The sequence below is a fragment of the Actinomadura sp. BRA 177 genome (assembly GCF_013372625.1).
Taxonomy (GTDB): domain Bacteria; phylum Actinomycetota; class Actinomycetes; order Streptosporangiales; family Streptosporangiaceae; genus Spirillospora.
On sequence record NZ_JABXFD010000650.1, the window covers coordinates 1 to 12,512 of the forward strand.

At 72.1% G+C, this 12,512-nt stretch carries 9 protein-coding genes and 1 pseudogene; 4 read left to right on the forward strand and 6 right to left on the reverse strand.

The genetic code is table 11. The features are described 5' to 3' along the window. The 3 genes and pseudogenes from HUX53_RS42060 to tkt form a co-directional block, all read right to left on the reverse strand. A pseudogene (locus HUX53_RS42060) lies at positions 1–417 on the reverse strand (hypothetical protein); the annotation flags it as partial. Then, entirely contained in the window at positions 414–1,529 is a 1,116-nt protein-coding gene (gene tal, locus HUX53_RS36095) for a transaldolase (RefSeq protein WP_176407767.1), read from the reverse strand. The gene tal and the pseudogene HUX53_RS42060, both read right to left, overlap by 4 nt. Before the next feature lie 9 nt (positions 1,530–1,538). Beyond that, entirely contained in the window at positions 1,539–3,665 is a 2,127-nt protein-coding gene (tkt, locus tag HUX53_RS36100) for a transketolase (RefSeq protein ID WP_309237598.1), read from the reverse strand. Between the two features lie 526 nt (positions 3,666–4,191). Between tkt and HUX53_RS36105 the strand changes: the two genes are divergently transcribed. From HUX53_RS36105 to HUX53_RS36115, 3 genes are read left to right on the forward strand one after another with little or no spacing between them, the layout of a single operon-like run. Then, a complete protein-coding gene (locus tag HUX53_RS36105; protein WP_309237602.1) occupies positions 4,192–5,121 on the forward strand; it encodes a heme o synthase in 930 nt (309 codons plus the stop codon). Between the two features lie 59 nt (positions 5,122–5,180). After that, the gene (locus tag HUX53_RS36110) at positions 5,181–6,407 is read left to right on the forward strand and encodes a PrsW family intramembrane metalloprotease (RefSeq protein ID WP_176407769.1); all 1,227 of its coding nucleotides are present in this window, start codon (positions 5,181–5,183) and stop codon (positions 6,405–6,407) included. A gap of 48 nt (positions 6,408–6,455) precedes the next feature. Then, positions 6,456–7,451 (forward strand): heme A synthase, encoded by a 996-nt coding sequence (locus HUX53_RS36115; RefSeq protein WP_176407770.1) that lies wholly within the window; start codon positions 6,456–6,458, stop codon positions 7,449–7,451. Between the two features lie 4 nt (positions 7,452–7,455). On the opposite strand, the gene polX is transcribed toward HUX53_RS36115, so the two are convergent. Together polX and prcB are read right to left on the reverse strand one after the other, a co-directional pair. Then, positions 7,456–9,174 carry a DNA polymerase/3'-5' exonuclease PolX gene (polX, locus tag HUX53_RS36120; RefSeq protein WP_176407771.1) on the reverse strand — a complete coding sequence of 573 codons (1,719 nt, stop codon included), beginning with the start codon at positions 9,172–9,174 and terminating at the stop codon, positions 7,456–7,458. A 39-nt stretch (positions 9,175–9,213) separates the two neighbouring features. After that, positions 9,214–10,050, reverse strand: a complete 837-nt coding sequence (gene prcB, locus HUX53_RS36125; RefSeq protein ID WP_176407772.1) for a proteasome subunit beta — start codon at positions 10,048–10,050, stop codon at positions 9,214–9,216. Between the two features lie 176 nt (positions 10,051–10,226). On the opposite strand from prcB, the gene HUX53_RS36130 reads away from it, so the two are divergent. After that, complete coding sequence (locus HUX53_RS36130) at positions 10,227–11,609, forward strand: transposase (protein WP_255205973.1); 1,383 nt, start codon at positions 10,227–10,229, stop codon at positions 11,607–11,609. On the opposite strand, the gene HUX53_RS36135 is transcribed toward HUX53_RS36130, so the two are convergent. After that, positions 11,576–12,511 carry a DMT family transporter gene (locus HUX53_RS36135; RefSeq protein ID WP_176407773.1) on the reverse strand — a complete coding sequence of 312 codons (936 nt, stop codon included), beginning with the start codon at positions 12,509–12,511 and terminating at the stop codon, positions 11,576–11,578. The two genes, HUX53_RS36130 and HUX53_RS36135, sit on opposite strands and share 34 nt — an antisense overlap. Position 12,512: the final 1 nt, after the last annotated feature.

Below are 12,512 nucleotides of genomic sequence, written 5' to 3' on the forward strand. Positions count from 1 at the left end.
CGGCGGGGGCGGGGGGGAGGGGGGGGGGGGGCGGCGGGGGCGGGCGGGGGCGGGGCGGGGCGGGGGGGGCCGGCGGGCGCGGGGCGCGCCGTGCGGCGGCGCGGCTGGGCCGTGGGGAGGGTCGCGCGCGGCGTGGGGGGCCGGCGCGGGTCCCGGTTGAGGACGTGCGCGGCGGGGGGCGCCCGCCGGGCCGGCGAGCCGGCCCGCCGGGGACCGCGAGGTCTCCGGCAGGTCCAGCCAGCCGAGCCGGCGGGCGGCGAGCGGGGCCGCGTCCGGCCCCCACAGCTTGGCGCTGCCGGACGCGAGCGAGCCCGGCACGCCGTCGGAGACGAGACGGTCCAGGACCGTCTCGCCCTCGTCGACGACCGCGCCGCGGATGGTGACCGAGATCCCCCCGGCGGTCACCACCGAGGTCACGCGCCGGCCTTCTTGGACTCCAGCTCGCCGGTGATGGAGTCGAGCATGCCCTTCCACGAGGCCGCGAACTTCTCCACGCCCTCGTCCTCGAGCACGCGCACGACGTCGTCGTAGTCGACGCCGACGTCCTTGAGCGCCGCCATGTGCGCGCGGGCGTCGTCGTAGGTGCCCCGGACGGTGTCGCCGCGCACCTGGCCGTGGTCGGCCTCGGCCACCAGCGTCGCCTCCGGCATCGTGTTGACGGTGCCCGGCGCGACCAGCTCGTCCACGTACAGCGTGTCGTTGAGGTCGGGGTCCTTCACGCCGGTCGAGGCCCACAGCGGCCGCTGGGGGCGGGCCCCCGCGTCCTTCAGCGCCTGCCACCGGTCCGTGCCGAACTTCTCCTCGTACAGCGCGTACGCGAGCCGGGCGTTGGCGAGGCCCGCCTTGGAGCGCAGCCCCTTCGCCTCGTCCGAGCCGATCTTGTCGAGCCGCTTGTCGATCTCGGTGTCGACCCGGCTGACGAAGAACGACGCCACCGACGCCATCTTCGACAGGTCGTGCCCGTTCTCCCGGGCCTTCTCCATGCCGGCGAAGAACGCGTCGATGACCGCGCCGTAGCGCTCCAGCGAGAAGATCAGGGTCACGTTCACGCTGATGCCCTGCGCCAGCGTCTCGGTGATCGCGGGCAGGCCCTCCGGCGTCGCCGGGATCTTGATGAACAGGTTGGGCCGGTCGACCAGCCACCACAGCATCCGCGCCTCGGCGACCGTCTTGGCGGTGTCGTTCGCCACCCGCGGATCGACCTCGATGGACACGCGGCCGTCCACGCCGCCGGTCCGGTCGTAGACCGGGCGCAGCACGTCGCAGCCCCACCGGATGTCGTAGGTGGTGATCGCGCGGGACGCCTCCTCGACGTCCACGCCGAGCAGCGTCAGGTCGCGGACCTGGTCGTCGTAGGCGTTGCCCTTGCTCAGCGCCTTGGCGAAGATCGTCGGGTTGGACGTGACGCCGACGACGTGCTTGTCCTTGACGAGCTCCGCCAGGTTGCCGGTGCGCAGCCGCTCCCGGCTGATGTCGTCCAGCCAGATCGACACGCCCTCGTCCGAGAGCCGCTTCAGAATCTCGCTCATCGTCCTCTCCTAGTTGCCGGTGGTGGAGCCGCGCCCGGCGCCGTGCACGCCCGCCCTGATCAGGCTGGCCTTCGCCGCCGCGACGACCCGCTCGGCGGTGATGCCGAACTGCTGGAACAGCGTCTTGTAGTCGGCGGACGCGCCGAAGTGCTCCAGGCTGACCGACTCGCCGTCGTCGCCGACGTAGGTGCGCCAGCCGAGCGCCACGCCGGCCTCGACCGACACGCGGGCGCGGACGCCGGGCGGCAGGACCTGCTGCCGGTAGGCGTCGTCCTGCGCCTCGAACCACTCCACGCACGGCATCGACACGACGCGGGTCGGGGTGCCCTCGCCCTGCAGCGCCGCGCGCGCCTCCAGCGCGAGCTCGACCTCGCTGCCGGTCGCGATGAGGATCACCTCCGGCTGCCCGCCGTCGGCGTCGGCCAGCACGTAGCCGCCCTTGGCGACGCCCTCCGCCGAGGCGATCTCGCCGCCGCGCTCGAACGTCGGCACCTTCTGCCGGGTCAGCGCGAGGCCCGCCGGGCGGTCGGTGTGCTTCAGGACGGTCCGCCACGCGACGGCCGTCTCGTTCGCGTCCGCCGGCCGGACGACGTCCAGGCCGGGGATCGCCCGCAGCGCCCACAGGTGCTCGACGGGCTGGTGCGTCGGGCCGTCCTCGCCGAGCCCGATCGAGTCGTGCGTCCACACGAACGTGACCGGCAGCTTCATCAGCGCCGCCAGCCGGACGGCCGGGCGCATGTAGTCGCTGAAGATCAGGAACGTGCCGCCGTACGGGCGGGTGCCGCCGTGCAGCGCGATGCCGTTGCAGATCGCGCCCATCGCGTGCTCGCGGACGCCGAAGTGCAGCGTCCGGCCGTAGCGGTTGCCCGGGAACTCCTTGGTCTGGAACTCCTCGGGGACGAAGGACGGCTCGCCCTTCATCGTCGTGTTGTTGCTGCCCGCCAGGTCGGCGGAGCCGCCCCACAACTCCGGCAGCACCGGCGCCAGCGCCGCCAGCACCTCACCGGACGCCGAGCGGGTCGCGACGTCCTTGCCGGGCTCGAACTCCGGCAGCGCCTCCTCCCAGCCGGGCGGCAGCGCGCGGGAGGAGATCCGGTCGTACTCGGCGGCCCGGTCCGGGTTCGCCGACCGCCACGCGTCGAAGGCCTTGCTCCACTCGGCGTGGTCGGCGCGGCCCCGCCCGCACACCTCGCGGGCATGCGCGAGGACGTCCTCGGGGACCTGGAACGTCTCGGCCGGGTCCATGCCGAGGATCCGCTTGGTCGCGGCGACCTCGTCCGCGCCGAGCGCCGAACCGTGGATCTTGCCGGTGTTCTTCTTGTTCGGCGCGGGCCAGCCGATGATCGTCCGCAGCGAGATCAGCGACGGGCGGGCCGTCTCCGCCCGCGCCGCGTCGAACGCCGCCGCGAGCGCGGCCACGTTCTCCTCGTACTCGCCGTTCTCGGTCCAGTCGACGTGGTGGACGTCCCACCCGTACGCCTCGTACCGGGCCCGCACGTCGTCCGACATCGCGATCGAGGTGTCGTCCTCGATCGAGATCTCGTTGTCGTCGTAGAGCAGCACCAGGTTGCCGAGCCGCTGGTGGCCGGCCAGCGCGCTCGCCTCGTGGCTGATGCCCTCCATGACGTCGCCGTCCGACGCGAACGCCCAGATCATGTGGTCGAAGGGGGACTCGCCCTGCGGCGCGTCCGGGTCGAACAGGCCGCGCTCGCGGCGGGCCGCCATCGCCATCCCGACCGCGTTCGCGACGCCCTGCCCCAGCGGGCCGGTGGTCGTCTCCACCCCGGCGGTGTGCCCGTGCTCTGGGTGGCCCGGGGTGAGGCTGCCCCACTTGCGCAGCGCCTTCAGGTCGTCCAGCGTCATCGGGTAGCCCGACAGGTACAGCTGGATGTAAAGGGTCAGGCTGGAGTGCCCGCAGGAGAGCACGAACCTGTCCCGGCCGGCCCAGTCCGGGTCCGTCGGGTCGTGCCGGAGGTAGCGCTGGAAGAGAAGGTAGGCGGCGGGCGCGAGGCTCATCGCCGTGCCGGGGTGACCGGAGCCGGCCTCCTCGACCGCGTCCATGGCGAGGGCGCGGATCACGTCCACCGCGCGCCGGTCCTGGTCGGACCACTCAAACGTGCTGTTGTCCCTGCTCACGGAACGCCAGGCTCCTCTCGAACCGGTGTCAAGACCACTGTGCATAGTTGTGCGGCGCGCCTGCCCCTGCCCCGTGCCGCCGCCCGGTCCGCGGCGGGTGAAGATCACGCCGCACCCCCGGCGAGCCTATCGCGCGGGGCGGCCGCCGCAGGCTGGTGCGGGAACGCGCCGCGTTCCGGGGGAGGCGGGGGTCCCGCGCCTTCAAGCACCCTTGCCCGGACGTCCCGCGGGCTAACCCCCCGCGCGGGTGATCCCGCGGGTGATCCGGACGCCCCGCGCCGGGGCCGCCGGGCGCGCCGGGCGACCCGGTGCGCGACCCCCGGAGGGGTCGGACTACAGTGATTGCGCGGCTGCCGGCAGTGGCCGTGGCAACAAAGACCAAGCCGAAGTCGCACCAACCCGAGGCCGGCCCGGAACGCGGGGGCACCGCCGAGGTGGACCGATTTCTCATCCCTAGTTGGACGTGGACGCAGTTGTGACGGTGCTCAGTAACAAGCGTGGGGTCGAGCTCGAAGAGCGGGCGCTCGTGCCGGTCCTCGCGCCCAACCCCGCCGAAAGCGCCGCCCGCCGGACGGTGGGCGCGAGCCTGCGCGCCTATGTGGCGCTCACGAAGCCGCGCGTCATCGAACTGCTGCTGATCACCACCATCCCGGTGATGTTTCTCGCGGCCGGCGGCGTCCCGCCGCTGTCCACGGTGCTGCTGACGCTGGCGTTCGGGACGATGTCGGCCGGGTCCGCCAACGCGATCAACTGCTACATCGACCGCGACATCGACGCCAAGATGCGCCGCACCCGGCGCCGCCCGCTGGCCCGCCACCAGGTCACCCCGGCCCGCGCCCTGATCTTCGGGGTCACGCTCGCCGTGCTGTCCACGGCCGGGTTCCTGCTGGCGGTCAACCCCGTCGCCGCGGCCGGGTCGCTGTTCGCGATCCTGTTCTACGTCTTCGTGTACTCGCTGCTGCTCAAGCGGCGCACCTCGCAGAACGTCGTGTGGGGCGGCATCGCCGGGTGCATGCCCGTCCTCATCGGCTGGGCCGCGATCACCGGGTCCGTCGCCTGGACGCCGTTCGTGCTGTTCATGGTGGTGTTCCTGTGGACGCCGCCGCACACCTGGACGCTCGCGATGCGCTACCGCGAGGACTACGCCGTCGCCAAGGTCCCGATGCTGCCGGTCGTCGCGTCCGAGCGCCGCGTCGTCACCGAGAGCCTCGTCTACACCTACGCCACCGTCGCCGCCTCGCTGGCGCTGTGGCCGGTCGCCGGGATGAGCCCGGTGTACGGGGCCGTCGCGGTCGTGCTCGGCCTGGTGTTCCTCGCCGAGGGACACCGGCTGCTGAAGGCGGTGCGCGCCGGGGTGACCGGCGTCCACCTGCGGCCGATGCGGTTCTTCCACCTGTCCAACGTGTACCTGGCGCTGCTGTTCACCGCCGTGGCGGTCGACCCGCTGCTGCACTGAGCCCGCCCCGGCCGCGTGGTCACCGCCGGTGACCGCCGGCCGGGCGTTACGCTCACGTCATGGCACGCATGGACCCGAAGGCGGTGCTCGAAGGCCGGGTTCCCGGACGGCCCCCGGTCGGCCTCATCGTCGGCATGACCGTTTCCGGGCTCTGCATCCTGGTCGCGTTCGGCGCCGACGCCGCGCTCGGCGGCGCGGGCTTCTGGGTCGGCGTGCTGCTCGCCATCCTCCCGATCCCGGTGCTGGTCGCGCTCGCGCTCACGCTGGACCGGCTGGAACCGGAACCGCCGCGCGCCCTCGTGTTCTCGTTCATGTGGGGCGCGGGCATCGCCGTGCTCGGCGCGCTCGTCCTGAACACCGCCGGGCTGCTGTACGTGACCGTGCCCATCTTCGGCGAGACAGAGGGCCACTTCGTCAGCGCCACGTTCGGCGCGCCCATCATCGAGGAGACGCTGAAGGGCGGCGTCCTGTTCGGCCTGCTGTGGTTCCGCCGCAACGAGATCGACGGCTTCGCCGACGGCATCATCTACGCCTGCATGGTCGGCCTCGGCTTCGCCATGATGGAGAACATCACCTACTACATGCGGGCGTTCGAGGACGGCGGCGCCCAGCAGCTCCAGGCGGTGTTCATCCTGCGGGGCCTCATCGCGCCGCTCAGCCACCCGCTGTTCACCTCCATGACCGGCCTCGGCGTCGCCTACGCCGCCACGCACCGGCGCGGCCAGGTCATCGCGCCGCTCGCCGGGCTGCTCGGCGCGATGATCCTGCACGGGCTGTGGAACGGCTCCGCGGGCGCGTTCGGCCTCGCCGGGCTCGGCATCGTCTACCTGTTGGACTTCTGCGTCCTGGTCGCGCTGATCGTCATCGTGTTCGTCGAGCGGCGCGGCACCGTCCGGCGCATCGAGTCCTACCTGCCGATGTACGCCGGGACGGGCCTGGTGACGCCGCAGGACGTGCGGATGCTGCGCTCCATCCCGTCCCGCCGGGCCGCCCGCCGCTGGGCCAGGCTGGTCGGCGGCGCGCCCGCCGGCCGCGCCATGACCGACTACCAGCTCGCCGCGACCGAGCTGGCGCTGCTGCACAAGCGCGCCGACCGGGGCGTGGCCGACCAGCGCTGGTTCGTCACCCGCCGCGACTCGCTGCTGGAGCTGATGTCCCTCGCCCGGCAGGCGTTCCTGCGCACGCCGCCGCGCCGCGGCGCGGACTGGCCGCCCGCCCCGCCGTGGGCGGGCCAGGGGCCGTCGGGGTTCCTGCCGCCGCGGGCGCCCGGCCCCTATGGCACGTAACCGGGGGGCGGGTCAAGGCCACGGCGACCCGGCCATACGATTGGTGCCGTGGCAGAGCGACGGTCGTCCAACCTCCCGACCCGGACCTGGAACGCCGTGTGGCGTCCGACCCCCGGGTCGCTCCGGCTGCTCGCGCTCCTCGGAGTCATCGGGAACGTGCTGATCGTGCTCAGCGGCGGCGCCGTCCGCGTCACCAAGTCCGGGCTCGGCTGCCCGGAATGGCCGCGCTGCACCGGCGACAGCCTCGTCCCGACGCACAGCCCCGACCACCACGTGCTGAACATGTCGATCGAGTTCGGCAACCGCATGGTCACCTTCCTGGTGCTCGCCATCGGCATCCTCGTGTTCGTCGCGGCGCTGCGGCTGCGGCCCCGCCGCAGGGAGCTCGTCTGGTGGGCGCTGGCGCAGCCGATGAGCGTGGTCGCGCAGGCGATCATCGGCGGCATCGTGGTCCTGACCAAGCTGCACCCGACGGCCGTGTCGCTGCACTTCCTCGTCTCCCCGGCGCTGCTCGTCTTCTGCGTCGCCCTCTGGGTCCGCGCCGGGGAGGGCGACGCGCCGCCGCGCCGCCTCGCCGGGCCGTGGACGCGCGGGCTCGCCGCCGTGCTGCTGGTGTCGTGCGCCGCCGTCCTCGTCGCGGGCACCGTCGTCACCGGCACCGGCCCGCACGCGGGGGACGCCGAGTCCCGCCGCTACGGCTTCAACATCACCGACGTCGCCCGCATCCACGGCGAGCTGGCCTGGCTCACCATCGCGCTGACCGCCGCCGTGATCATCGCCCTCTACCGGACGGGCGCGCCGGCCGCCGCGAAGCGGCGCGCGAACGAGCTGGCCGCGCTGATCGTGATCCAGGGCGCCATCGGCTACACCCAGTACTTCCTCGGCGTCCCCGCCGGGCTGGTGCTGCTGCACATGCTCGGCGCGGTGCTGATGTGGATCGCCGCGTTCCGCCTCTTCTTCGCCCTCCGCGACCGCGGCCCCGTCCTCGCCGCCGCACCGGCCCCGGTGGCCCCGCCCCAGGCGGAGGCCCCGCAACCCGCGTGATCGCTCAACGCTTCCGGAGGAACTCGCGGAGGCGGTCGAGGGGCCAGGTGTTGATGACGTCGTCGGGGGTCAGCCAGCCGCGCTGGGCGGTGCCCACGCCGTAGCGGATGTTGCGGTGGTCGGCGAGCGAGTGCGCGTCGGTGTCGATGGAGAACTTCACGCCGAGCCGCTTCGCGCGGCGGATCAGGTCGGCGGGCAGGTCGAGGCGGTCGGGGAAGCAGTCGATCTCCATCGCGGTGCCGGTGCGGGCGGCGGCGCGGAACACCTCGTCCCAGTCGGCGTCCACGGGCGGGCGGCGGCCGATGCTGCGGGCGGTGGGGTGCCCGATGACGTGCACGTGCGGGTTCTCGCACGCCCGGACGAGGCGGCGGGTCATCGCGTCCTGGTCCTGGGTGAAGTGGGAGTGGACAGACGCGACGCAGACGTCGAAGCCGGAGAGGAAGCCGGCATCCCAGTCGACGTTCCCGTCGGGGTCGATGTTCAGTTCGGTGCCGTGGAGCAGGACGAGGCCGGGGTAGCTCTTCTGGAGTTCGGCGACCTCGGCGCGCTGGGCGAGCATCTTCTCGTCCGTCATGCGCTGCATGACCAGGTTCGGGGCGTGGTCGGTGATCGCGTAGTACTCCAGGCCGCGGGCGTGCGCGGCGGCGACCATGTCGGCCAGGGAGGCGACGCCGTCGGTCAGGTCGGTGTGGCTGTGCAGGTCGCCGCGCAGGTCCTCGACGGTGACGAGGCGTGGCAGTTCGTCCTTGAGGGCCGCCTCGATCTCGCCGGTGTCCTCACGGAGCGTCGGGTGGACCCAGGGGAGGCCGAGGCGCTCGTAGACCTCCTCCTCGGTCTCCGACACGATCAGCTCGTCCGACTCGGCGTCGAACAGGCCGTACTCCGACAGCTTGAGACCCGCCTTCACGGCGATCTCGCGGGTGCGGATGTTGTGGGCCTGCGAGCCGGTGAAGTACTGCAGTGCCGCGCCCCACGACTCGGGCGGGACGACCCGCAGATCGACCTGCAGGCCCTTGGTGGTGCGGATCGAGGTCTTCTTGTCGCCGCCCACGACGACCTCCGCGACGAGCGGCAGCGCGGTGAACGCCTCCATGATCGGGTGCGGGTCGCGGGACGCGGCGAGGACGTCCACGTCGCCGATCGTCTCGCGCATCCGGCGCAGGGACCCCGCATGGGCGCAGCGCTCCACCTGCGGGAGCTTCGACAGGGTGGCGACGATCTCGTCGGCCACGCTGGCGGCGGCGTCGACCAGGACCCGCTCACCAGAGCTCCGCATCAGCTCGATGCCGCGGAGGATGTTCTCCTCGGTCTTGGCGCCGAAGCCCTTGAGGCCGCGCAGGCGGCCCTCCTCGATCGCGGCGGCCAGCTCGTCCACCGAGGAGATCCCCAGCTCCTCGTAGACCGTGAGGGCCTTCTTCGGGCCGAGCGTGGGGATGGCGGTCAGGGCGCGCACGCCGGCGGGGATCTGCGTGCGCAGCTCCTCCACCTGCCGGATCGTGCCGGTCGTGTTGTAGTCGAGGACCTTCTTGGCGATCGCCTCGCCCACGGTCGGGATCTTGCGGAGCCCGGCCAGGTCGAGGCCGGCGATGTCGTCGGGGTATCCGGCGATCGCCCGCGCGGCCTTCTCGTACGCCCTGATCTTGAAGGCGTCGCCGCCGGTGATGGACAGCAGGTCGGCCAGTTCCTGGATGAGGGCTGCGGCCTCGTCGTTCGCGCGTGCCATACGCCCGAGTCTAGAAGCCGGGTACGACGTTCCCGATGATCAGCGCAGGGGTGCGACCGGTCCGCCGGGATTGTCCATCCGGGCGCGCATGACCTCGTCGGCGATCGCGGACACCTCGTCCTCCGGCAGCCGCCGGTAGCCGTCGTCGGTGACGACCGCGATCGTCGGGTAGATGCGCCGCGTGGGGTCGGGCCCGCCGGTGGCCGTGTCGTCGTCGGCCGCGTCGTACAGGGCCTGCACGCACGCGGTGGCGGCGTCCTCCAGGGACAGGTCGCGCCGGTAGAGCTTCTTCAGCGCGCCCAGCGCGTAGGGGGAGCCGGATCCGTCGGCGTGGAAGTCGCGGGCTTCCTGCGGGGCGCCGGTGATGTCGTAGGTGTAGATGCGCCCTTCACCGGAGTCGGGGTCGAGACCGGCGAAGAGCGGCACAACAGCGAGGCCCTGCAGCGCCTGCGCGAGGTTCGCCTGGATGACCGCGCCCAGCCGGCGGGCCTTGCCCGGCAGCGACAGCGGGACGGTCTCCATCTTCTCGTAGTGCTCCAGCTCCACCTGGAACAGCCGGACCATCTCCAGCGCCAGCCCGACCGTCCCCGCGAACGCGACGGCGGAGAACTCGTCCGCGCGCTGGACCTTGTCCAGCTCCCGGTAGGCGATGCGGTTGCCCTGGGTGGCGCGCCGGTCACCGGCCATCATCACGCCGCTCGGAAACGTCAGCGCCAGCACGGTCGTGCCGTGCGGCAGCTCCGGGACGTCGCCCTCCGGCACCCGGTTGACGGGCAGCAGCTCGGGGGAGTGCAGGCGCAGGAAGTCGACGAACGACGCCGGCCCCGCCTCGAAGAACTCGGGCGGAATCCCCTGGTCCTCGCTCCGGCCGATCACGGCGACCCCTCTCCCCACACTGGACGACCCGTACCCCTTGATCTGAAACGTTAGCAGCGCGGAAACCAGCTCGAACCGTGGACAACCCCGCCATCGGCGATGTGACGTTCCGATGCGAGTTGATTACCCACTGCCATATGCTGAATCGGCAGAACGCCTGGAAGAGAGGAGGAACCATGCTGACCGGCAGGAAGTATCGGCTCGAACTCACCACCGAGCAGGCCGTTATGTGCGAGGAGTTCGGCAACATCTGCCGGGCGGTTTGGAACACTGCCCTCGACCAGCGCCGCGAGTACCGGCGCCGGGGCGCGTGGATGAACTACGTCCCGCAGGCCGCCGAGCTGGCCGAGGCCAAGCAGGACCACCCCTGGCTCAAGGCCGCCCCCTCCCACGTGCTCCAGCAGGTGCTCAAGGACCTGGACAAGGCGTGCCGGGACCACGGAACCTTCGCCGTCCGCTGGCGGTCCAAGGTCCGCTGGTCCCCGTCGTTCCGGTTTCCCGCCGGAAACCTCATCACGGTGGAACGCCTCGGCCGCAAGCGAGGACGGGCGAAGCTGCCGAAGCTGGGCTGGGTCGTCTTCCGCTGGTCCCGGCCCCTTGGCGGCCGGGTTCGTTCGGCGACCGTCCGCCGCAAAGGCGCACACTGGTTCGTCTCCTTCCTCGTGGAGGACGGCATCACCACACCCAAGCGGCACGTCATGCCGGACACGGCGGTCGGGATAGATCGCGGCGTGAAGGTCGCGGCCGTCACCAGCGACGGCGATTTCCATGACCGCAAGTTCATCACCGAAGGCGAACAGACCCGGTACCGGCGTCTTCAACAACGCCTCGCTCGTACGAAGAAGGGCAGTTCGAACCGCCGCAAGACCGTGGTGGCGATGAACAACATCATGGGCCGGGTCACCGACAGGCGAGCCGACTTCTGCGCATGGACGGCCAATCGCATCACAGCCCGCAACGCCCTGGTCGTGCTGGAGGACCTCAAGACCACGAAGATGACGGCCACCGCGAAGGGCACCGTGGCCGACCCGGGTGAGCGGGTCGCCCAGAAGCGGGGCCTGAACCGGGCCATCCTCGACAAGGGGTGGCACCGGCTCGAACTCGCCCTCACCGACGCGGCCCGGTACACCGGCACGACGGTGGTGAAGGTCAATCCCGCCTACACGTCGCAGCGGTGTTCCGCCTGCGGCTTGGTCACCGAAGGCAACCGCGAGAGCCAAGCGGTCTTCCGGTGCAAAGCCGAAGGATGCGGACACGCCGAGAACGCCGACGTGAACGCCGCGAAGAACATCAGACACGCGGGCGGACGGCCCGTGTCAGCCTGCAGAGACCTCGGGGCCGCCCGGTCTGCGAAGCAGGAACCACCGGGACCCCGCGAGGCAGTACCGGTCCGACCGGCGATCCCGCTGGTCGGGATCCCCGGCTTTGGCCATGGGGAGGACGCCAACCTTCCACGCTGCCACAGACCGCCCAAGACCAACCCCCACCTCAACACCATTGCCCAGGCCGCAACCGCTTGCACGGCTCACGCCTCGGGTGCTTGGGGTGGTTCCTTCTGACTGCGGGTGGCGCCCGCGCAGGCGATGATGACGCAGGCGATTGCGACCCATTGGCGTCCGGTGAGGATCTCGCCGAGTACCACCAGGCCGACGAGGGCGGCGACGGCGGGCTCCAGGCTCATCAGGATTCCGAAGACCCGGGCGGGTACCCGGCGTAGCGCCTCCAGCTCCAGCGAGTACGGGATCACCGACGACAGGAGGCCGACGCCGAGCCCGATCAGCAGCAGTGTCGGGTCGAGGAGGGCGCCGCCGCCGGTGGCGATGCCGCCCGGCAGCATGACCAGCGCTCCGATGATGCTGGCGAGGGCGAGCCCGGTGGTGCCGGGGATGCGCCGTCCGGTGGCGGCGGTGAGCAGGATGTAGGACGCCCAGCCGACCGCGGCGAGCAGCGCGAACATGATGCCGAGGAGGTCGGCGTCGCCGCCGCCCCGGGCGAGCATGACCACGCCCGCGCCGGCGAGCAGCACCCACAGGACGTCCCGTGCGCGGCGCGAGCCGGCGATCGCGACCGAGAGGGGGCCGAGGAACTCGATCGTCACCGCAACGCCCAGCGGGATCCTTGCGAGGGCCTGGTAGAACGCGAAGTTCATCCCGGCGAGGGAGATCCCGTAGCCGGCGACGACGGCGAGGCTCGTCCAGGAGTGGTCGCGCAGGACGGTCCGCAGCGCCTTGCGGGCCAGGAAGCCCAGCACGAGCGCGGAGGCCAGCAGCCGGATCGACACGACGGCGGTCGGCGGCATGCGGTCGAACAGGTGCTTGGCGAGGCCGGCGCCGACCTGCACGGAGACGATGCCGAGGAAGATCAGCGCGGGCGGCGGCACCGAGCCCAGGGACAGCGCGCGGACGCGGGCCGGGATCCGGGGCGCGCCGCCGAGCGACCCCGTCCCTTCAGCGAGCGCCACG